At 67.8% G+C, this 21,909-nt stretch carries 15 protein-coding genes; 3 read left to right on the top strand and 12 right to left on the bottom strand.

Features of this window, described 5'->3' with window-relative positions:
* Position 1: 1 nt before the first annotated feature.
* Positions 2-2,173 carry a patatin-like phospholipase family protein gene (locus WC815_08450; protein MFA5908791.1) on the bottom strand — a complete coding sequence of 724 codons (2,172 nt, stop codon included), beginning with the start codon at positions 2,171-2,173 and terminating at the stop codon, positions 2-4.
* A gap of 135 nt (positions 2,174-2,308) precedes the next feature.
* On the opposite strand from WC815_08450, the gene WC815_08445 reads away from it, so the two are divergent.
* The gene (locus WC815_08445) at positions 2,309-3,814 is read left to right on the top strand and encodes a radical SAM protein (protein ID MFA5908790.1); all 1,506 of its coding nucleotides are present in this window, start codon (positions 2,309-2,311) and stop codon (positions 3,812-3,814) included.
* A gap of 6 nt (positions 3,815-3,820) precedes the next feature.
* A complete protein-coding gene (locus WC815_08440; GenBank protein MFA5908789.1) occupies positions 3,821-4,639 on the top strand; it encodes a DUF4159 domain-containing protein in 819 nt (272 codons plus the stop codon).
* Between the two features lie 36 nt (positions 4,640-4,675).
* Here the strand turns inward: WC815_08440 and WC815_08435 are convergent, their stop codons facing one another.
* The 8 genes from WC815_08435 to WC815_08400 form a co-directional block, all read right to left on the bottom strand.
* On the bottom strand, positions 4,676-5,494 hold the full coding sequence (locus tag WC815_08435; protein ID MFA5908788.1) for a DUF3014 domain-containing protein: 819 nt from the start codon (positions 5,492-5,494) through the stop codon (positions 4,676-4,678).
* A gap of 9 nt (positions 5,495-5,503) precedes the next feature.
* Entirely contained in the window at positions 5,504-7,207 is a 1,704-nt protein-coding gene (locus WC815_08430) for an amidase family protein (GenBank protein MFA5908787.1), read from the bottom strand.
* 94 nt (positions 7,208-7,301) lie between these two features.
* Positions 7,302-9,512, bottom strand: a complete 2,211-nt coding sequence (locus tag WC815_08425; GenBank protein MFA5908786.1) for a DUF5916 domain-containing protein — start codon at positions 9,510-9,512, stop codon at positions 7,302-7,304.
* A 26-nt stretch (positions 9,513-9,538) separates the two neighbouring features.
* Positions 9,539-10,438, bottom strand: a complete 900-nt coding sequence (locus tag WC815_08420) for an RluA family pseudouridine synthase (GenBank protein MFA5908785.1) — start codon at positions 10,436-10,438, stop codon at positions 9,539-9,541.
* 48 nt (positions 10,439-10,486) lie between these two features.
* A complete protein-coding gene (locus WC815_08415; GenBank protein MFA5908784.1) occupies positions 10,487-11,971 on the bottom strand; it encodes a DegQ family serine endoprotease in 1,485 nt (494 codons plus the stop codon).
* Between the two features lie 69 nt (positions 11,972-12,040).
* On the bottom strand, positions 12,041-13,438 hold the full coding sequence (locus WC815_08410; protein MFA5908783.1) for a HAMP domain-containing sensor histidine kinase: 1,398 nt from the start codon (positions 13,436-13,438) through the stop codon (positions 12,041-12,043).
* A complete protein-coding gene (locus WC815_08405) occupies positions 13,419-14,093 on the bottom strand; it encodes a response regulator transcription factor (protein MFA5908782.1) in 675 nt (224 codons plus the stop codon). The genes WC815_08410 and WC815_08405 overlap by 20 nt, the downstream gene beginning before the upstream one ends.
* A gap of 3 nt (positions 14,094-14,096) precedes the next feature.
* Positions 14,097-15,023: a transporter substrate-binding domain-containing protein gene (locus tag WC815_08400; GenBank protein MFA5908781.1), complete on the bottom strand. Its 927-nt coding sequence runs from the start codon at positions 15,021-15,023 to the stop codon at positions 14,097-14,099.
* A gap of 39 nt (positions 15,024-15,062) precedes the next feature.
* Between WC815_08400 and WC815_08395 the strand changes: the two genes are divergently transcribed.
* Positions 15,063-16,490, top strand: coding sequence for a Na+/H+ antiporter NhaC family protein (locus tag WC815_08395; GenBank protein MFA5908780.1), 1,428 nt, complete (start codon positions 15,063-15,065; stop codon positions 16,488-16,490).
* A 25-nt stretch (positions 16,491-16,515) separates the two neighbouring features.
* On the opposite strand, the gene WC815_08390 is transcribed toward WC815_08395, so the two are convergent.
* Genes WC815_08390 through WC815_08380 form a run of 3 tightly spaced genes read right to left on the bottom strand, consistent with a single transcriptional unit; the run spans position 16,516 to position 21,862 of the window.
* Positions 16,516-19,761 carry a PAS domain S-box protein gene (locus tag WC815_08390; GenBank protein ID MFA5908779.1) on the bottom strand — a complete coding sequence of 1,082 codons (3,246 nt, stop codon included), beginning with the start codon at positions 19,759-19,761 and terminating at the stop codon, positions 16,516-16,518.
* Entirely contained in the window at positions 19,758-20,534 is a 777-nt protein-coding gene (locus WC815_08385; GenBank protein MFA5908778.1) for a slipin family protein, read from the bottom strand. The genes WC815_08390 and WC815_08385 overlap by 4 nt, the downstream gene beginning before the upstream one ends.
* Before the next feature lie 8 nt (positions 20,535-20,542).
* Positions 20,543-21,862 carry a nodulation protein NfeD gene (locus WC815_08380; protein MFA5908777.1) on the bottom strand — a complete coding sequence of 440 codons (1,320 nt, stop codon included), beginning with the start codon at positions 21,860-21,862 and terminating at the stop codon, positions 20,543-20,545.
* Positions 21,863-21,909: the final 47 nt, after the last annotated feature.

The raw sequence follows: 21,909 nt of genomic DNA, 5'->3' as shown, positions 1-21,909 counted from the left end.
TTTACCTGAACATCCGCCCGATTGAGACGTAGGCTCGCCAGCGGGTGCCCGACCCGTAACTGGCGGCCAGCAGCAACGGGCCGGCAAAGGTATCCATGATGAAACCGGTGGTGGCGTTGGTTCGCCATGACAGCTTCTGGCGATCGGCGAACGCGTCGCCGGCCTCCAGCCACGCGCCGGCATACATGGGCCCGCCCAGGAACTCCGGCAGCCGCGTCAGCTCCCGCAGGTAGCCTGCCGTGGCAATGAGGTAATGGTCTCCGGCCAGCTCGCCCGCGCTGTAGGCGCCGAGGTGCATCGGCGAGCCCAGCTCGAACCGATCGACGATCAATGGGTGGTGGCGCACCGAGGTGCCTCCGCCGGCCAGCACGAACAATCGGTGGTGGTCGTTGAAGGTCCAGAACTGGTTGGCCTCCGCACTCAACTGGCCGGTGCCCGTGCTGGAGCGCTCGCCCGCGTCAGGCTCCGTCACGCCGGCGCCGGCGATGAAGTGGCGGTATGCGGCCCGGGCGAGCAGGCCCTGTGTCGGCACGACCGCTCGATCCTGGGTATCCAGCCGCCAGCTGGCGTACGCTACCGTCCGTCGTCCGCGGAATTCCGGCAAGCCCGGGTTGCCGATGTGCACGCGGGCCGCGAGGTGTCCGAGCGACGCGCCGACCCGCAGGTCGCTGTTGCGGCCGAGGTTGACGCCGAGGTCGACGCCGGTTTCCCATTCGGTTTGTCCATACTGCGCGATGTCCGCGCCGCTATCGACGACGCTGAACGTGCGCTTCGTCAGGCTGCCGTAAGGCGTGATGAAGACGGCGCCTGCAAACGGAACGTACAGCGAGGCGGCGGCGCCGGGGTCGGAGCCCACGGTGGCGTCGAGACGCAATTCCGACCCTGAACCGACCGCGTCAAACGTCAGGAAGCGGCTCGTCACGCCGACGCGGAATTGATCGGACGTCGTGTTCTCGACGTTCAGTCCGAACATCAGGAAGGGAGGTGAGTACGGCTTGGCGGTGGTCAGGACTTCGAGGCCGGGCGCTCCGCTTGCGGTCTTGATGAGATGCCACGAGATCAGTTCGTAGCGGTCCAGCGCCGACAGTTGGCCCAGGTCGCGCTCGATTGCGGCGGGATCGAGCGGGCTGCCGACGTGGTGCGCAAGCAGGCGTTCCAGGCGGAGTGAGTCCGCGGCGGCCAGGCCGCGCACCTCGACTGATGCGGGCGTCAGGTCCGCTGATTTGCGCGCGACCCGCCGATGCTCGACCCAGCGCGCCCACTCGGCCTCGCTCACGGCCAAGGGCAGCAACTGCTCCCGCATGGCCTCGGCGGCCTGGTAGCCCTCCTCGATGAGCGCATCGCTCCTGCTGAAGTCGGTCGACGAGAAACCGGCGATGGGCACGTTGATGATGACGTCGGCCGCCGCCATCGTCGTCCGCGTATTCGATCGCATCATCGCGTCGAGCGCGGCGCCCATCAACCCGAACACGGAATAGTTCACCGTCTGGCGGTCCGCCAGGTCGTTGACGTTCACCGCAATGACGTGGGCCGCGCCCATGTCGCGGACGATGTCGGCGGGCAGGTTGTTCATGACGCCGCCGTCCACCAGCACGCGGCCGTCCATCTGCACCGGAGGAAAGATGCCGGGGAACGACATCGAGGCCCGCATCGACAGGGCGAGCGAACCGCGGTCCAGCACGACCGGCTTCGCCGTCAGAAGGTCCACGGCCACCACGCGGAGCGGCGTCGGCAGGTCGTCAAAGGACGCCACGGCGTAGTACGGCGCGGCGATCCGGTTGAGCAGGAGATCGATCTGTTGACCGGTATTCGGTGAGGTCGGCGCGCTCAGACCGCCCTTCAACCCGAAAGCCATGCGGGATGGAAATGAACGGGCATCGGATTTCCGGCGGACGTTCTTGAACTGGAAGGTGGACGCCGCGAAGACGGTGTTCCAATCCATGTCGTGGAGCAAGGTTTGGAGCTCGGCGGCCGGCATCCCGGTGGCGAAAAATCCCGCGGCGAGCGCCCCCATGCTGGTGCCGGCGGCAAGGTCGATCGGGATGTGGTGCTCCTCGAGCCACCGGATGACGCCCACGTGTGCAAGCCCATGGGCGCTGCCGCCCCCGAAGGCGACCCCGACGGGCGGGCGGCTCTGGGCGGCGGCCGGCCACGGGGCCAGAAGGAGAAGCACGACGGGAAGTACGAGTCTCGGGAGGCTCAATCTGGCGCCCATGCCAGAGCTATATGCAATTGGCTGGCCGAATTGACAGCGATGGCGGTTCTCCGCCAAAGTCAGCGTAGCGGACGGATTCCCCGAGTCACATCGATGCGCATCCATCTCATCAACCCAAGCGACGTCTCGTTTGGCGCCGCTGTCATCACCCCGCGCTGGCTCTATGTCCTGGCGGCCGCCACACCGGCCGAATGCGGTGATCCCCAGGTCGTGGACGAGACCCTCGAGCAACTCGATCTGGCCTCGGTGTCGAGCGGCGACGTCGTCGGCATCGGCATCCACACCCTGAACGCCCTGCGCGGCTACGAGGTGGGCCGGGCGGCCCGGGCGCGGGGCGCGTATGTCGTCTACGGCGGCATTCACTCCACGCTGTTTCCCGACGAGCCGTTCGTGCACGGCGGCGCCCACGCGGTGGTCAAGGGCGACGGCGATCGCATGTGGCCGCAGGTCATCACGGATTGCCAGGCGGGCACGCCGCAGCGCGTCTACGAGGGCGGCAAGATCGAGGGCGGCACGATGCTCTCGGCGCGCTGGGACCTGCTGCCGCGCGATAAGTACATGATCGCGTCGGTGCAGACCGTACGTGGCTGCCCGAAGCACTGCTCGTTCTGCTCGGTGTGGCGCACCGACGGCCAGAAGCCGCGCGTGCGCGCCTCCGACGCCATCATCGAGGAGCTGGTGCAACTGCGCCGGCTGGGCTTCCGCTTCGTGGCGCTGGCCGACGACAACTTCTACCCGGTCACCCTCGACGACTTGCGGATGGCCGATCGCCGGCAGGACAAGAGCACCTACCACCGGCTGAAGGCGATTCGCGACGAGCGCTTCGAGCTGATGGAGCAGTTGTCGAAGCTGCCGTCCGACATGAACTTCTTCACCCAGATCACGATGGAAGCGGCGGAAGACCCGGACTACCTGGATGCGATGGCGAAAGCGCGCATTCGCGGCGCGCTGGTCGGCGTCGAGTCGGTCACGCCCGAGGGCCTCAAGGACATCTACAAGGACTTCAACCTCGCCGGCGACGCGCTCGCCGAGCGCCTCCAGGAGTTCAAGAAGCGCGGCGTGCACGTGCTGGGGTCGTTCATCTTCGGCCTGCCCAGCGACAAGCCTGCCACCTTCGACGCCACCGCGGCGCTGGCGCAGCAGGCCAACGTGACCCTGGCGCAGTTCGTGATGCTGACGCCGTTCCCGGGCACGCTCGACTTCCAGAAGTGGGAGGAGTCGGTCGCCGACAGTGTGCAGCGCATCGACGGCGTGCCGGTCACGCGGCACTGGCTGATCCCGAAACACCTGCGCCCGAAGGTCTACACGCCGCATCCGCTGATGCCGCCGGAAGAGATTCGCCGGCGGACGCAGGGCGTGTGGGACGAGTTCTACCGCCTGCCGCTGGTGTGGGAGCGCGCCAAGTGCGTCAAGTCGCTCAAGTCGCGGCTGGCGTTCGTGATGATCTCCAAGCTGTACCGGCAGATGTACGCCAACACCGGCATCTCCACCGACAGCGCCCGCTCCAACCAGGCGCATCGCATGACCCGTCTCATCGCCAGGCCCCTGGCGAAGCTGTTCGCCGGCAAGCCCATGCCGTCACTGCAAGTGCCGGTCTGACGGTTCGTGAAGAAGCTCGCGCTCGTCCTGATCGTGGCCATCACCATGGCCGGCATCGGTGAGGCGCAGCGTCGCGGCGGCGGCCGTGGCGGGCGCGGCTTCACCCTCGAGTTCGCCACGCCCGCCGATTTCGACGGCGGGTTTCAATTCTGCCGCGTCGCCTTCCGGCAGAACCGGGCCGGCGACGGCGCCAACTGGGCGGTTGATTACCCGAGGGCCGACATCAACATGTCGATCCGCCTCTCGGAGCTCACCAAGACGCACGTCAGCTTCACCGCTCCCGAAGAACCCCACCACGTCGTCGTGCGGCTGACCGACGAAGCGCTGTTCCAGTGCCCGTTCGTGATGATGACCGAGGTCGGCGCCGCCTACCTGGATGAAGCCGAGGCGGCCGCGCTGCACACCTACGTGCTCAAGGGCGGCTTCCTGTGGGCCGACGACTTCTGGGGCGAGTACGCCTGGGAGGTGTGGGCCGAGCAACTGGGCAAGGCGTTCCCGCGCGCGCAGTATCCGATCACCGATCTGCCGCCGGACCATCCGCTGTTCCGGTCGCAGTTCATCATGAGCGGCGTCCCGCAGATCGCGTCGATCGGCCACTGGTTCAACAGCGGCGGCGGGACCTCGGAGCGCGGAGCGGACAGCGCCATGCCGCACGCGCGCGCCATCACCGACGCGCACGGCCGCATCATGGTGCTGATGACGCACAACACCGACATTGGCGATTCATGGGAAGAAGAAGCGTCGAACCCGCAGTACTTCTACGAGATGTCCACCAAGGGCTACGCGTTCGGAATCAACGTGCTCGTCTACGCGATGACGCACTAGAACCAGGGTGCCTAAGGTGCCTAAGGTGCCAAGGGATTATTCAATTCCGGCTTGAAGTGCGCGCAGCCAGACCAGCAGGGCGTCGGTGTGCGCGGGCCCCATTCGCACCAGCTGCTTCTGGGTGGGCGTGAGCGCCTCGAGCTTCGGGTCCTCGTACGCCCACCGCGCGCCGGCGCCTTCCACCAGCGCCACCGGCCCCTTCACCACCGGCGTGTTCAGCAGGATGTCGAGCGCCTGCTGCACCGCGGCGTCCACGTCGCCGCCTGGGTGGCCCATGTTCTGGTACGCCTCGTTGAGGCGTGGGCGGATGGTCTTGTAGATGCGCGCGACGGCCGAGGCATCGAGCGAGGTGACGGTGGTGACCAGGCCGTCGTAGCGCCGGTAGCTGGCCGGGTCGATGATCCGGCGGTTGTTGCGCCGCGCCACGGCCAGTCCCGACCTGGGCGCCAGCTCCTTGAAGCCGCCGGCCGGGTTGTCGCCCTGTGAAGCCTGATCGATGGCGGCCGCCAGTTGCCGCACGAGGTCGTCGGTGGCGAGCCACCGCGCCAACTCCGGCCGGTTCGAGAGCGAGCTCAGCAGCGGACGGAGGAAGGCGTCCATGCCGTCGAGCGGCGGCAAGACGACGGCCGGCGGCGCCGGAGGAGTGATTGGCGCCTCGGTCGAGGTGACCGCGGCCGGTGAGGCGTTGGTGGCGGCGGGCTGCCGCGACATCCACCACGCTCCCACGCCCAGCAGCGCGGCGATGACGATGCCGCCAATCGCAATCGGGCCGAGCGACGGCCCGCCCCCGGACGAGCCGCTGCCGAATCCCGCGGAAGGGGTGCGCTCGAGCGGCTGTTCGTCCGGTTCAAACATGATGGGCCTTTACGGGGCGCTCGCCGGCGGCACGCGCTTCATCGTGGCCTGCTCGAAGGCGTAGGCCAGCTCGATCAAGCGCGGCTCGCTGCACGCCGTGCCGGTGAAGCTGACGCCGTAGGGCGCCGGCGCCGGCTTGAAGCCGTCCGGGAACGGCGCGTTGGGGGGCGGCACGGGCACCACCAGGCCGAACGGCACGATCACCGTCGGGTAGCCGGGCTTCGCCGCAATGCCGGCGCCGCTCGCGCCGGGGAACAGCAGCGCGTCGAGCTTGTTCGCCTTCAACACTTCGTCGATGCCGTGCGTGGCGCCGAGGCGAATGTCCTTCGCGCGGTCCGCCTGCCACCTGGCGCGGTCGCGCTCGACGTCCATCTGGTCCGAGACGTCGAGCTGCGCCTGGGCGTACTTGATCGCGTTCCGCGATCCGTGTGCCAGGTTAAAGGCGCGCAGCTCGGCCAGGGTCTTCACCGGCGCCGCGGCGCCCAGCGACGCCAGCCAGGCGTTGAAGTCGCGCTTCATGCCGTACTTGAGCGCGTAGGAGCAGTTCTGATCCTTCCCGCGCACATCGGCGGGACCCGAGCACGTACCCCACAGCAGGAGGTTGTTCTTCGGATCCGGATCGATCACGCTCGGGATGTCGGCGTCCACCACCGTGGCGCCTGCCTGCTTCAAGACCTCGATCGCATCGGCCATCGACTTGGCCTGCGCCTCGGTGATGCCGCCTCGCGGCTCCTTCTCGCCCGGCAAGGTGATCTTGTCGTAGTAGTTGGCGCGCGGAATGCCAATGCGCGCGCCCTTCAGGCCCTCTCGCCTGAGGAAGAACGTGTAGTCGCGGTTGGGCGGCGGCTGGCACGTCTTGGTCGCGGCGTCGTTCGGATCCGGCGCGCCGCTCTCGAGCACGCCGAACAGGACCGCCGCGTCAGTGACCGTGCGCGCCATCGGGCCGGCCGTGTCCTGGTCGGCGGTGATCGGGATCACGCCGTAGCGGCTGATGCGGCCGACGGTGGGCTTGATGGCGGCGAGCATGTTCTGGTTCGCGGGACTCAGGATCGATCCCGATGTCTCGGTACCGACGTTGGCGGCCCAGAAATTGGCGGTCGTGCCGATGCCCGAGCTGGATCCGCCGGTGTTCAGCACCGGCCGGCCATCGGCCGTCGCCGGGCGCGGATCGCGGCGCGGGTCGTACGGGTTGATGCCGTAGCCGCCGAGCGCGCTGTAGTTGCCGGGCATGCCGTTGGCCACCCAGTTGGCCAGCTCGGTCATCACCGTCTTCGCGATGATCACCGCACCCGCGTCGCGCAGGTTCCTGGTCAGGGTCGCCTCGTACGGCGGCAGCAGCCCCTCAAACGCGATGGCGCCGCCGGTGGTCGGAATGTCGGTGGTGTGAATGTTGTCCTTGAGCGCGATGGGGACGCCGTGCAGCGGGCCGCGGACCTTGCCGGCCTTGCGTTCCTGGTCCAGGCGATCGGCTTCTTCGAGCGCCTTGGGATTAACCGTCATCACCGCGTTCAGCCGGTCCTCGTAGAGCCCGATCCGCTGCAGGTACTGCTCGACAATCTGGCGGGACGTGACGCGGCCATCCTGCATGGCCTTCTGCATCTCGGGGATGGTGGCTTCAACGACCGAAAACGGCGCCAGCGGCGGCGCCGGCGCCGGCGCGCAGGCGCCGGCGAGACCAATGGCGAGCAGTAGGGCGATTGAGAACGGTTTCATAGCGGGCATCATGTTGCTGATTCTCCGGCCCCGTCAAGCATTGCCGCCCCGTCAAGACGTTCCGCCCCGACAAGTGGTGCCGCCCCGTCAAGAATCAAAAAGCAAACATCTGCGTGTATTTCACCACCACTCCGCGCCCGGCGGTCTGCGTCGTGTCGGTGAACTGCGACTCGTTGTAAACGATGAAGAAGTCGCTCAACGGCCGATGGATCAGGTTAAAGCGGACGTTGGCGGAAAACTGCTTCACGTCGTTCCGGTATTGCACCAGCGTGTCGAGGAACATGCTCGAGGTGAAGGAGTACCCCACCCGCAAATTGGCCAGCGTCGTCGTGAAGTCGGCCTTGGGAAGGTCGAGCGCGATGTCGCTGATTTGCATGCCGAGGTCGAACACGATCCGGTAGGTCGGGCGATAGAGCAGGCTGATCTGCGCGGTCCGCTGGCGGCCGCTCCAGAAGTTGCCGATGGTGAGCCGGCCCGAGCCGGAGAGGGCGCGGCTGTGGTCGCCTTCGAAGACGAACAGGTGTTGCGTCCAGTCGTAGCGGCCCGCCGGAATCGCGACGCCGGGATAAATGCCGAACGGTCTGTGGATGACTTCCACACGCGGCTCGATGGCGTACTCGGCGAAGGCGCCGGTGTTCCATGTCACCTGCAGCGCCGCATGCGCATTGCGGGTGACGAGCTCGCCGTCCGGGTCGTAGTAGGTGGACATGCGCGCGTGCGGCTGCAACTGGCGGATGCCGCGCTTGCGCAACGATTCCGGCTGGGGCAGGAAGGCGATGTCGAAGAAGCTCCGCGTCACGCCGGTGCGGCGCACGAAGCCGATGTCGTCCTTGAAGCCCTCGCCGATCGTCATGATCGACATGCCCATGCGCTTCTGGCTGTCTTCCCAGCCGATGGCGGCCTTGGCCGAGTTCTGGTTGGTGGTGACGCCCGGCGTGTCGGACCGCGCCGCGAAGGTGTTGATGCTGAAGTTCTTGAAGAACCGGAAGTTGGCGTCGATGCCGGCCACGCGGTTGAAGTCGTGGCTGTCGCCCGACGGCTGGCGCGAGAGCACGATGGCGCCGATGTCGGAGCTCTTGAGGATGTCGCGGCGCACGCGCGCCACCGTGTAGTTGTTTCCCGGCCGCCCGCCATCCTCCTCGCTCTGCATCGTCATCAGGCCGAGGCCGAAGGCGCCGGCGCGTCCGGTGAGGCGGACGCCGCCGTAAAGCGGCTGTTGCGCGCCGGCGTCGCTCAGGCCAATGCGGCGGCTGAAGAACAGCAGGAGGTCTTCTTCCGGCGGGCTGAAGCGGCTGGCCTGCCGTTTGTTGCGCGGGATGTCGCCGAAATAGAAGATGCCGGAGTTCTCGAGAAAGAACTCGCGCTTTTCCGGGAAGAACAAGCTGAACTGCGTGAGGTTGACTTGCTGCTCGTCGGCTTCGGCCTGGGCGAAGTCGGGGTTGATGGTGGCATCGAGGGTGAGCGACGGGGTGAGGCCGGCCTTGAAGTCGACGCCGCCGCTGAAGTCGCCGCCGAATTCCGGCTCGCCCACGGCGCGCACCGCGCCGCCGACCAGGAACGGCTTGAGGCGGATGTTGCGGCCGGGGCGCAGCGCCGGCAACCCGGCGAGCGTGCCGGCGGCCGAGGCGCGATAGATGTTGTAGGCGCGCGACACCGGCGACCAGTAGCTCACTTCGTTCTTGCGGCGCACGCGCCGCGCGAAGTTCACGCCCCAGGTGCGGCCGTCGCCGGCCTCGAAGCGGAGGGTCTTGAACGGAATGCGGAACTCCGCCGTCCACCCGGCGTCGGTGGTGCGGGCCTGGACCCACCACACCGCGTCCCAGTTGGTGTTGATGTCGCGGCCTTCGTTGGCCATCTGCGTATCGGACTTGGCGCCCTTGGCGTTGGTCGAGAAGACGAACCCGTTGCGGTGGTCGCCGAAGGTGTCGAGCATCACCTCGAAGGTGTCCTGGTCGCGGCCGCCGAAGTCCTTGCGGATCTCGTTGACGACGATCCCCGCCGGCGAGGCGTCGCGGCAGAGCACGCCGATGTAGAGATAGTCGGCGTCGTAGGCGAGGCGCACTTCGGTGTCTTCGCTGGCCGGCCGCCCCTCGAGTGGGTCGGCCTGGATGAAGCCGCTGGCCGGCACCGCGCGGGTCCACACTTCGTCATCCAGCGTGCCGTCGATGGTGACTGGAGTGGACGCCGGCACCGCGATGACCTGCTTGCGGCCATCTGGTGACGAAATCACCGATTGGGCGTGGGCGTGGGCGGCGGCAACGGCGAGCAGAAACAGGGTGGTCAGGACCGGACGCGACGCGAACATCCTTGCAGTGTAACCCGGGGTGGCGCCTAGGCCTTCGAGCCGAGCCGTTTCAGCGCCTCCTCGAAGTCGGCGGGCAGCGGCGCTTCAACCGCGATGTGCGCGCCGGTGATCGGATGCGGAAACGCCAGCGTCCAGGCGTGCAGCATGTTGCGCTTCGCTTCGACCTTCGAGGCGCCCACGCGTGACCGGCGCGCGTCGCCTTCGGTATACACGCGCTCTCCAAGCAGGGGATGGCCCAATTGTTCCAGGTGCAGGCGAATCTGATGCTGCCGTCCGGTGTGCAGCCGCAACTCGAGCAGCGCCGCGTTCTTCAGCCGTTCCTTCACCCGATAGTCGGTCGTCGCCTCCAGCCCCTCGTCATCGTCATCCACGAGCTTGCGGCGGCCGCTGCGGTAGCCGGTGGAGATCTTCGCTTCGATCGTTCCCTCCGGCGGACTGGGGATGCCCTGCACGATGGCCAGGTAGTGGCGCTCGAACTGATGACGCTTGAACATCTCGCGTCCCGCGGCATGCGCCTCTTTCGAGAGCGCCACCGCCAGCGATCCCGAGGTGTCGCGATCGAGCCGATGCAGCATGCCGACGTAGCTCTTGTGGCCGAGCTTGAAGGCCATGTACTCGCGCACGCGCTTGAGCACGGTGTCTTCGGAACTCCCCGCGTCCGGGCTGGACGGAATGGAGAGCAGTCCGGCCGGCTTGTTGAGCACGATGATGTGCTCGTCCTCATGCAGGATGTCGAAGTTGGCCCGCGCCCGCGACTGGGCAGGACGGTTGCGGTCGATCGCGACGTCGGCGTCCGACGACACGTCGAAGCCGGGATCCCGTTCGGCCCGGCCCGCGACGCTCGCTTGCCCTTTTTCTATCGCTTCGCGGACTTGACGCCACGAAAGGTCTGGATGCGCCTCTTTGAGGCGCTTGTCGAGGCGCATCCGACCATGTTACCTCCACCTTCGCCTGGGCTTCGGTGGACAAGCGCGTTAGCCGCGCGGGGCGCGGAGCGGCACGAACAGCGAGGCGCCGCCACGGGCGACGAGCAGGACCACCGGCTTATCCGACGCCGCGTCCAGTCCCGACCGCACCTGCTCGACCGAGCGCACCGACCGCCCGTTGATCTGCTGGATTACGTCGCCTTCCTGGAGGCCGGCGGAGGCCGCCGCGCCCGAGGGGTCCACGTCCGTGACCACGACGCCCTGCACGTCGGTGTCGAGCTCCAGCCGGTTGGCGATTTCCGGCGTCAGCGGTTCCACGGTCATGCCGAACTTGCCGGACCCGCCGCGGCCGCCGCGCTCGGAGCGGTTGGCCGCCTCGGTCGCCACCGCCATCTCCTCGAGCGTCGCCTTCACCTCGCTCGACTTGCCTTCACGCAACACCTGCAGCGTGACCGGGCTGCCGGGCTTGGTGCCGGCGATCTCGTTGCGGAACGCGTTGGTGTCGACCACCGCGCGACCCTGGTAGCTCAGGATCACGTCGCCGCGCTTCAACCCGGCCTTGGCGGCGGCGCCGCCCGGCGTCACCTCGCTGACCAGCGCGCCCTCCGCCTTGTCGAGGCCGAGGCCCGCCGCCAGGTCACCGGTGACACCCTGCACCGTGACGCCGAGCCGGCCGCGGTGCACGCGCCCGTTGCTGACGAGTTGATCCATCACGTTCTTCGCCATGTTCGACGGCACCGCGAAGCCGATGCCGATGTTGCCGCCCGACGGCGAGAGGATCTGCGAGTTGATGCCCACCAGTTCGCCGGCGCCGTTCACCAGCGCGCCACCCGAGTTGCCCTGGTTGATGGCCGCGTCGGTCTGCAGGAAGTCTTCGTAGCTGCCGTCGCCGAAGCCGGTGGCCCGGCCCTTGGCGCTGACAATGCCCATGGTCACGGTCTGGCCGACGCCGAGCGGGTTGCCGACCGCGAGCACGAGGTCGCCCACGCGCATGGCCGATGAATCACCGATCGCCACTACCGGCAGGCTGGTCGCGTCCACCTTGATCACCGCGAGGTCGCTCGGCTCGTCCGCGCCAATCAGCGTCGCGTCGAGCACGCGCCGATCCGACAGTTCCACCTGGATGCGGGCCGACTTCTCGACCACGTGGTTGTTGGTGAGGATGTAGCCGTCGTTGCTGACGATCACGCCCGACCCCAACCCGCGCTGCAGCGGCGCGGGAGCCTGGCGCCCGCCACGCGGTCCGCGCTGGCCGAACATCTCGCCGAACGGAAAGCCCTCCGGCAACTGCGTCAACTGCGGCGACGCGCTCCGCTCGGTGCGAATGGTCACCACCGCCGGGGTCACCTTCGCCACGACATCCGCGAACCCCTGCGTGGCGATGCGGCTTTGACCGGCGTTCGCGGCAGCGGTCACGGGCGCCGGATTGGCGGCCTCGGCGACGGGACTGGCCGGAAATCCGGTCCAGGCCCCGAGACTTGCCGCGCCCAAGGCCAATACCACGGCTCCAGCTCTCAGATATGAACGGGTCATTGAACCCTCCTCTTTCGTTCTCATATCTACTCAGACGTCGGAGGGCCTTGCAGGAGCCTTGCACGAACATTACAAAGCGGCAATGTTGGGCAGCGTGATGGTGAAAGTTGAGCCCCGGCCTGGTTGGCTGGCGACCGTGACCGTGCCGCCCTGCGCCTCGACGGAGGCGCGGACCAGGCTCAGGCCCAGGCCGAGGCCGCGGGTGGTGCGGCTTTGATCGCCGCGGTAGAGCCGGTCCCAAATCCGGGGGATCTCGTGTTCGGGAATGCCGGCGCCGGTGTCGCGGACGCTGATGCTCGTGGCGCCGCCGCCGTGGCGGGCCTCGACGTCGACCTGCCCGCCTGACGGCGTGTACTTGATCGCGTTGTCTACCAGGTTGGCGAGCGCCTGGCGGAGGCGATCGCGATCGGCGGACACCACCAGGCTTTCCGGAACGCTCACGGCGAGCGCGACGCCGGCGTCTTCCGCCGCGTCCTCGTACACCGCCATGACTTCGGCCGCGAGTTTCGCCAGGTTCACCTGCGAGACGTTCAGCTTCATCGTCCCCGTCTCGGCCTCGGAGATGTCCATCAGCGTGGTCAGCATCGACAACACGCGCTCCGACTCTTCGAGGCAGTCGGAGAGCGCCTCCCGATGCTTGGCCGGATCGTCGGTGGCCAGCGCCGATTCGGCGGTGACGCGCAGGCGCGTCATCGGCGTCCGCAGGTCGTGGGCCACGTGATCCAAGGCGTTGCGCATGCCGTGGATCAGCGTCGTGATGCGGGCGAGCATGGCGTTGAACAACCCGCTCAACTCATCCACCGCATCGTCGGTGCCGTACACCGGCACGCGATCGTCGGTCTGGCCGGTGCGCAGGATGCGCTGGACGGCGTCGCGCAGATCGCGAAGGGGCTTGAGCGTGGAGCGGGTGAGGAAGATGCCGCCGATGATGCCGATGGCCAGGGCGGCGGTCGCGCCCAGCATCAGCACGCGCCGGAAGTTCGAGAGCAACTGGTCGCGGGTCTCGCTGGTCTTGCCGACCTGCAGCACGGTGCCGCCGCCGACCGGCAGCGTGGCGACCTCGAGCACCGCGTTGCGATCGCGGGCGCGGACCTGGCCCCAGATGTCGTCCGGGCCGCCGGGCAATTCCGAGAGGTCGAAGGCGCCCCAGGTTTCCGGCAGCGAGTAGAGCAGGACGTCCTGGAACGGACCGACCAGGCGCACGAACAGCGGCTCGCGCAGTCCGGAGCGCTGCTCGATTTCGATGGCCCTCGCCAGCGCGGCCAGGCCGCCGGCCTGGTAGCGCGTGGCGTATTCCCTCAGCGTGGATTGGATGACGTCGTGGTCACGCGTTTCGAGCGACGACGCCAGCAACCCGTAGGTGAGCCCGACAATCACGAAGGTGCTGGCGAGAAAGGTGCCGAGGTACCACGCCGCCAGGCGCAGGCCGAGCGCCTGGCTGATGCGATCAATCCAGCTTGAGGACATAGCCGGCACCGCGCACCGTGTGAATGAGCTTCGACCCGAACCCCTCGTCGACCTTGTCGCGCAGGCGCGACACCAGCACGTCCACCACGTTCGTCCCGGGATCGAAGGAGTAGCCCCACACGTGCGACAGGATCATGGTCTTCGACAGCACGCGGCCGGCATGGCGCATCAGGTATTCGAGCAGCGCAAACTCGCGGGGCCGCAGGTCGAGCGTCCGTCCGGCGCGTTCCACTTTTCTCGACAGCAGGTCGAGGGTGAGATCGCCCAGCGCCAGCCTGGTGGGCTCCGGCGCGCCACCGGCCCGGCGCAGCAGGGCCTGCAGCCGCGCCAGCAGTTCCGCGAACGCAAATGGCTTGGTGAGGTAGTCGTCGCCACCGGCTTGCAGGCCCTTCACGCGATCGTCCACGGTGTGCCGGGCGCTGAGGATCAGCACGGGCGTCTGGATCCGGCGGGCGCGAAGCTGCTCGATGAGCGCCAGGCCGTCCAGCCCCGGCAGCATGACGTCGATGACCGCGGCGTCATACCCGCCCGCCAGGGCCTTCTGGAGCCCCTCCGCACCGGTCGCCGCCACGTCCACGGCGAACCCCGCCTCGCGCAGCCCCTGGGCCACGAAGTCGGCGATCACGCGGTCGTCTTCGGCAACCAGGATGCGCATGGCCTAGGGCCTGGGCTTGTGCGCGGCGAAGAAGGCGTTGATCGCCGCCAGCAGTTGTGGCGACTCCTTGCGCGTGACCCAGGCGATCACGCCGTCCTGGCTCACCGCCACGTCCTTGTTGGCGGCGACGCCGGTCAGCTCGCGCTGCCGCGCGTCGAACACGTAGTCGTCGGCCAAGGTCGCGGGAAACGTGCCCTCATTGACGCGGTCCAGCAGGTCCTCGTCGGTGAGCGACTGGTCGGCGATCACGATCTTGGCAAGGGGGCGGCTGATCTTCTTCAGTTGATCGTTCAACCGCAGCAGGCTGGCATGGTGATCGCTGCCGCGGCGAACGTGAATCGATCGGCCGGCGACGTCTTCCAGGCTGATTAGCGGCGGCTGGCCCGCCCCGGTCACCACCAGTTCGCGGATCGCCGTCCTGGTCGGCGTGGCAAACGCGACCTGGTCGTCGCGCTCGAAGGTGAGCCGGAGGTTGGCGGCGATGTCGCCGCGGCCGGCGATCAGGTCCTTGACCAGCGCGTCCTCCGGCGTGGGAATGAACACCACGTCGAGACGCGGCTGTCCCGACCCGGCCCTGGAGTTGAGGAAGCGCGCGAACGCCACGCCGGTGTCGAACGTGGCGCCGCGCTGCAGGTTGTTGCCGGTGGAATAGTACGTCCGGCTGGGCGTCACCAGGATGCGGAGGTGCCCGCGCGCGGCGATGGCCTCGAGGTCGCCCTTGGCCGGCGTCGCCATCGCCTGCAGCGCCGCCGCCGACGGCGCCGGCTCCGGAGCGGCTTCGTCGATTGGCCGGCGTTCCGGTTCGGTGCGTGCGGCCGGTGCTGGCACCGGCGCGGGAGCCGGCGCCGGTGACTCGACGTTGCCGCCACATGCCGACCACGTGCCGAGTGCGAGGGCGAGGAGGGTTGCTCGCCAGGCGAGGCCGGTCATGAGCAGATCTTCTCATGGACCGCAGCTTCCGGTGAGCGATTGGCCTTGCGCTCCGCCGGCAGGCGCGACATCCTCTCCGCCATGATTGGCGTCCTCGGCATCCTCCTCTCGCTCACGCTGTTGATGTACCTGGCCTACCGCGGGATCAATGTGCTGGTTCTGGCGCCGCTGCTCGCCCTGCTGGCAGCGCTGATGGGCGGCGACCCGCGCCTGTTGGCCACCTACACGCAGGTCTTCATGATTAGCCTTGGCGGTTTCGTGGCGAAGTACTTCCCGCTGTTCCTGCTGGGCGCCATCTTCGGCCGGTTAATGAGCGACTCCGGGTCGGCGTCGACCATCGCCCGCTCGATCATGTCGAAGCTCGGCCCCTCGCAGGCACTGCTCTCCATCGTCCTGGCCTGCGGCGTTCTGACCTATGGCGGCGTGTCGGTGTTCGTCGTGGTCTTTGCGTCTTATCCGGTGGCGGTGGCGCTGTTTCGGGCCGCCAACACACCCAAGCGCTTCATTCCCGGCGCCATCCTGCTTGGTGGCGCCACGTTCACGCTCAGTGGCATTCCCGGTACGCCGTCGCTCCAGAACGCGATCCCGATGCCGTTCTTCGGCACCGACAGCTTCGCCGCGCCTGGGCTTGGCAGCATCGCCGGTGTCGTGATGCTGGTGTTCGGGACGATGTGGCTCAATGGCCGCGCGCGCCGGGCCGCCCACGCCGGCGAAGGGTACGGGGAGCACCCGTTCGATCATCTCGACGCCTCGCCGAGCCCGCACCAGCCGGGCATTGTCGTCGCGGTCATTCCGCTGGTGATCGTGGTCGTCGTCAACCTGGTCATGACGTGGTGGGTAATTCCGGCGATGGACCTCGGCTATCTGGCCGAACCCAAGTTCGGTCGGGTTGGCGTGAACGACGTTCGCGGCATCTGGGCGCTGGTCGCGTCGCTCGGCCTCGCGGTGGTCACGGCCATCGGCCTGCACTGGTCGCGCTGGAGCGACCTGAAGAGCTCGATCAATCAGGGCACGATGAGCTCGCTGCTGCCGATTTTCAATACCGCTTCCGAAATCGGCTATGGCGCCGTGATCGCCTCCCTCGCGGCGTTCGCCGCGATCCAGACAGCGGTGATGGCCATCTCGTCGAATCCGCTCATCTCGGAAGCGGTGGCCGTCAACATCATGGCCGGCATTACGGGCTCCGCCGCTGGAGGCCTGAGCCTGGCGCTCGGCATGCTTGGCAAGACCTACGCCGAGGCCGGCGCGGCGGCGGGCATCAGTCCCGAGCTCCTGCATCGAGTGGCGACCATAGCGTGCGGGGGCCTCGACTCGCTGCCGCACAACGGCGCGGTGATCACGCTGCTCGGCATCTGCCGCCTGAGCCACAAGGAGTCGTATCTCGACATCTTCATGGTGTCGGTGGTCGGGCCGCTCGTCGCCCTGGCGCTCGTGCTGATCCTGGGTTCCACGTTTGGTGGGTTCTGAGCACAAAGGAGGCGCCGGTGGAGGCTCATACGTCCAGCGCCGCGCGAATCGCGGTGAGCAGCGTGGCCGCGGTATATGGCTTGGGCAGGAAATGAATCAGGGCGTCCGCCGCGGCCTTCTGACCGTGGCCGTCGGCCGCCAGGCCGCTGGCGCCGATGATGCGGACGTGCGGGTTCATCCGGGTCAGGACCTCGATGGTCGCCGCGCCGTCCATCACCGGCATCATCATGTCGGTCAGCACCACGTCGATGTCGCCCTGGTGCTGCGCGTAAATCGCCACCGCCTCGGCGCCATCCGCGGCCAGCAGCACGTGATAACCGAAGGATTCGAGCGTCTGCCTGGTGATCAAGCGAATCGGCTCCTCGTCGTCCACCACCAGGATGGACTCGCCCTTGCCACGCGGCAGCCGCGACTGAGGATCGGGTGCCGCCGCGGTCAGGGCCGCGGCGTGGGCGGGAAGATAGAGACGGAAGCAGGCGCCGGCGCCGCTGCCGCCGTCCACGCGAATGAAGCCGCCATGGCTCTTGACGATGGCCATTGAGGTGGCCAGGCCCAGGCCCGTGCCCTTGCCCACGTCCTTGGTCGTGAAGAACGGATCGAAGATCTTGTCGATGATGCCCTTGGGGATGCCGGTACCGGTGTCCTCGACCGCGATCATCACGTGCGGGCCGACGTGCGCATCGAGATTCGCCGCGGCATACTGGCCGTCCACCAGATAGTTCTCCGCCCGGATCGTGATGCGGCCGCCGGCCGGCATCGCGTCGCGCGCGTTCACGCAGAGGTTGATCAGCACCTGGTGGATCTGGGTCGGGTCGGCCTGAATGGCCCAGAGGTCCGGACTCAGCCGTTCCTCGAAGTCGATGTTCTTGGGAAAGGTGTCGCGGACAATGCGGCCCAGGTCGCCGACGATGTTCGGCAACCGCACCTCGACCCGCTGCCCCTCCATGCCGCGCGCGAACGACAACACCTGCCGCACCATCGCCGCGCCTCGCTTGGCGCTGCCTTCGATGGTGGAGAGGATCTCCAGCCGTTCCCGATCGCCCTCGCCGGCCTGCAGCATCTCGATCGACATCAGGATGGGCGCCAGCACGTTGTTGAGATCGTGGGCGATACCGCCGGCCAGCGTGCCGATGCTCTCCATCCGCTGGGCGCGAAGGTACTGCTGCTCCAGTTGCTGGCGTTGCGTGATGTCGGTGTTGATCGCAAGGATCGACGTCGGCTTGCCGTCGTCATCGCGGACCAGGGTCCATCGTCCCTCGATGGTAATCATCGTCCCGTCCCGCGTCACCTGATTGAGCTCGCCGGCCCATTCACCCTTGGCCACCGTAGTCGCAACCGCCTCCAGGAAGGGCGCCGGGTCCCGGTACAACAGTTCCTGCACCGAGCGCCCCATCACCTCGCGTGCGGTCCAACCGTAGAGGCGTTCCGCGCTCCGGTTCCAGTAGAGGACGCGATGGTTCAAGTCGCGGACGAGGATGGCGTCTTGCGCCAGGTCCAGCAGCGAGGCCTGCTCGCGCAGCGTTTCGGCCATGCGGGTGTGCTCGATCTGCGAGCGGATGCTGTCGATGCCGAACGCCAGGTCTTCGGCCATGTCCTGCAGAACCCGCAGTTCGTCTGGCCGCGGCGTGCGGACCTCGGGCAGGTAGAGCACCAGCACCCCGAAGGTGCGGGACTGTTTCTTCAGGGGCAGCGTGACGACGCTGCGGAAGCCGCGCTCACGCGCGGCTGCCTTCCACGGGCCGAAGTCCGCATCGGCTTCGATGTCGGGCACCACCACCGGCGCGCCGCTGCGAAGGCACCGGCCGGCGGGGCCCTTGCCGGCGGGCGTCTCGTCGGACCAGGTGAGCCGGATCTGCGACAGGTAGCCATCATCAATGCCGGCGTGGGCCTGGGCCACGACCGTCTTGTCGGCATCGTCTTCGGCATAGCCGACCCACGCCAGGCGGCAGCCGCCGCTGTCCACCGCAATGCGGCACACCGCCCGCAGCAGTTCCTGCTCGGTCGTCGATCGGGTCACGGCTTCGTTGCAGCGGCTCAGCATCTGCCAGGCCCGATTGCTTTCAGCGAGCTGGACGGCGGACTCCTGTAGCGCGACCTGGGTCCGGCGGCCCTCCGACACGTCCTGGAAGGCGCCCTGAAGGTGGATGATGCGGCCGCTGTCATCGCGAACCGCCGCGCCGATCGACCGCACCCAGACCCGCCGGCCCGTGGCGGTCGTCTTCGGGAGTTCGAAGTCGTAGGCGGTTCCCGACTCCGCGCAGGCATCGATTTGACGCCGGACGAATTCGCGGTGCTCAGGCAGGTAATAGCTGATGCCTTCGTCGAGCGTCGGCGTGTAGCCGGGCGGGAGGTCGTGGATGACGCACGTTTCATCCGACCAGGTCAGCTTCCGATCCGGCAGGGAGATGATCCAGCCGCCGAGGCGCGCGGTGCGGCCGGCAATGCGCAGCAGCGCCGCCTGGTCGGCGGCGGCCTCCTCCGCGAGCTTGCGCGCGGTGATGTCTTCAACCACCGAAATGAAGTACTTCGGTTCCCCGGCCCGCGGCCGCTCCAGCGTCGCGACGACACTCACCCAGACCAGGTCGCCGGTCTTCCGCCGGTACTGCATCTCGGCGGCGTATGACGATTGTTCACCGGCCAGCATGGCGGCCCGCGCGCCTTCGCTCGTCGCGAGGTCTTCGGGCACGGTCAGTTCCGCGAGCGTCGTCTCCAGCAGTTCGGCGCGGTCGTAGCCGACAATTGCGCACAGCCGATCGTTGACCCGGAGAAAGCGGCCGTCGGGGGCGACGTGCGCCATGCCGACCGCGGCCTGTTCGAAGGTGCCGCGAAAGCGTTCTTCGCTCGCTTGCAGCTGCTCGATGAGTTCGTGCTGCCGGAGGTGCAGGCGGACGCGGGCGATCAACTCCGTTCCGGCCACCGGCCGGGCGATATAGCCGTCGGCTCCGCCCTCGAGTCCCTCGGCCTGCTGCTCCGGGCCAATTCGCCGGGAGCTGATCATCACGACTGCAATGCCCGCCAGGGACGGGTCGCCGCGAATCTGCCGCAGCACGTCGAATCCGGAAATGTCCGGGAGGACCACGTCCAGTAATACCAGCGGCGGCCGCAGTTCCCGCACCAGGCGCAAGGCCTGCGTCCCGTCGGCGGCCTGGGCGACGTGATAACCCTCCTGTTCAAGGATGCGCGTGGTGACGTCGAGGGTATCGGCGTAGTCGTCGACGACGAGGATGGTCGGCGGGTCGATCAGCTGCCGGCGGCCAGGCCGATCCGTCACCGGGGCTGGCCGTCCGTCGTCTTCGCCGTGGCCGGCTGCAGCAGGTGCAGCATTTCGATCGGCAGCGGAAAGATGATCGTCGAGTTCTTCTCCGCCGCGATCTCCGTCAGCGTCTGCAGGTAGCGAAGCGTGATTGCGACCGGTTCGGTGGCAATCACGGCGGCCGCCTGCGACAGTTTTTCCGAGGCCTCGAGCTCGCCCGCGGCGTGAATGATCTTGGCGCGTTTTTCCCGCTCCGCCTCCGCCTGCCGCGCCATCGCCCTTTGCATGTTCTCCGGCAGATCGACATGCTTGACCTCGACCGCCGACACCTTGACGCCCCAGGGGTCGGTGCGCTGGTCGAGAATCTGCTGCAGCTCCCGGTTCAGGTGCTCCCGCCTCGACAGCAGATCGTCCAGGTCAACCTGGCCCAGCACGCTCCGCAGCGTGGTCTGCGACAACTGCGACGTCGCGTAGTTGTAGTTCTCCACTTCGACAATGGCCTTCAGGGAGTCCATGACGCGGAAGTAGACGACCGCGTTGACCTTGACCGAGACGTTGTCGCGCGTGATCACGTCCTGCGGCGGCACGTCGAGCACCACCGTGCGCAGGCCCACCCGCACCATTCGATCGATCGGCGCGAACACGAACACCAGCCCCGGCCCCTTCGGTTGCGGCAGCAGCTTGCCGAGGCGGAAGATGACGCCGCGTTCGTACTCGGCGAGGATCTTGATCGAGCTGATCAGGTAGAGCACGACGATCAACGGCAGAATCAGGAGCGGCGAAATCAGCATGATCGACCTCAGTCCCTGCGAACCACGAGTGTCAGTCTGTCGACCCTGGTCACCCTCACGCGCGCACCCTCGGGGATCGACTCACCGGCGGTCGCGTTCCAGATTTCTCCGTGCGTCGCGACCTGCCCGACGCGTTCGGGGGCAAGGGCGGTCAGCGCCTCACCGGGCTCCCCAACCATGGCGTCCTGGCCCGTGACCGGGAGCTGCCGCTGGGCGGCGACGGCCAGCCTGACGAGAAACAGCGCGACCGCCGCGAACCCGAGCACGACAGGAAGCACGACCTGGAGGCTCAACTGCAATTCCGGGAGCGACGAATCCATCAGGATCATCGATCCGAAGATCAGGCTGACCACGCCGCCCACCGTCAGCAGGCCATAGCTGGTCACCTTGATCTCGAGGACCAGCAGCAGCAGTCCGAACAGGATCAGCAGCAGCCCGGCGGCGTTGATGGGCAGCACCGAGAACGCGAAGAAGGCCAGCAGCAGCGAGACGCCTCCGACGACGCCGGGCAGAATCGCGCCCGGACTCCACAACTCAATCGTCAGGGCCAGCGTCCCCAGGCTCAACAGCAGATAGGCGACGTTCGGGTGCGCGACGGCGCTCAAGACCCGCTGCCGCAGGCTCATGTCGATCGCGACGATCTGCGCGCCGCGGGTCCTCAACACGACCGTCGCGCCGTCGAAGCGGGTGACGGTGCGGCCGTCCAGCTGCCGCAGCAGGTCGGGAATGTCCGGCGCCACCAGGTCGATGAGCGGCGGCGCGGCGGCCAGCGCTTCGCCTTCGGTGAAGGCGCGGCTCTCGCTCACGGCCTCCCCGGCGAGGGTGACGTTGCGGTGGCGCCTGGTGGCGAGCGTGCGGGCGTAGGCGGCGGTGTCCGCGGTCGCCTTCTTCGCCATCGTCTCGTCCATCTTCTCTCCGCCGCCCTCGACGGGATGGGCGGCGCCGATGTGCGTGCCGGGCGCCATGGCGGCGACGTCCGCGGCGATGGTCAGGATGAACCCCGCCGAGGCGGCGCGGGCGCCCGCGGGGCCGACGAAGATCGCCACCGGCGTCTTGGCCGCCATCATTCGCGAGACGATCGCCCGTGTGGACTCGAGCAACCCGCCTGGCGTGCGCAGGGTGAATACCACCAACGCCGCCCCCGCGCGATCGGCCTGATCGAGGGTGTCGATCATGTATTCCGCGGAGACCGGGTGGATGATGCCGTCAACGACGGCGGAGTAGACGATGGGAGGTTCCGTGGGGGACTGGGCGCGGGACTGCCCACTTGTCGGCGCCAGGACCAGCGTCAGGCAAGCCGCCAACCGCCGCGCAGAGCGAGCAGTCATGGTGGACAGGACTCGAACTGATTATAGGCCGTAGGGCGGCGGAGTGG

It is taken from the genome of Vicinamibacterales bacterium (assembly GCA_041659285.1).
Lineage (GTDB): Bacteria > Acidobacteriota > Vicinamibacteria > Vicinamibacterales > UBA2999 > 12-FULL-67-14b.
This window is presented reverse-complemented; position numbering and strand designations above follow the sequence as displayed.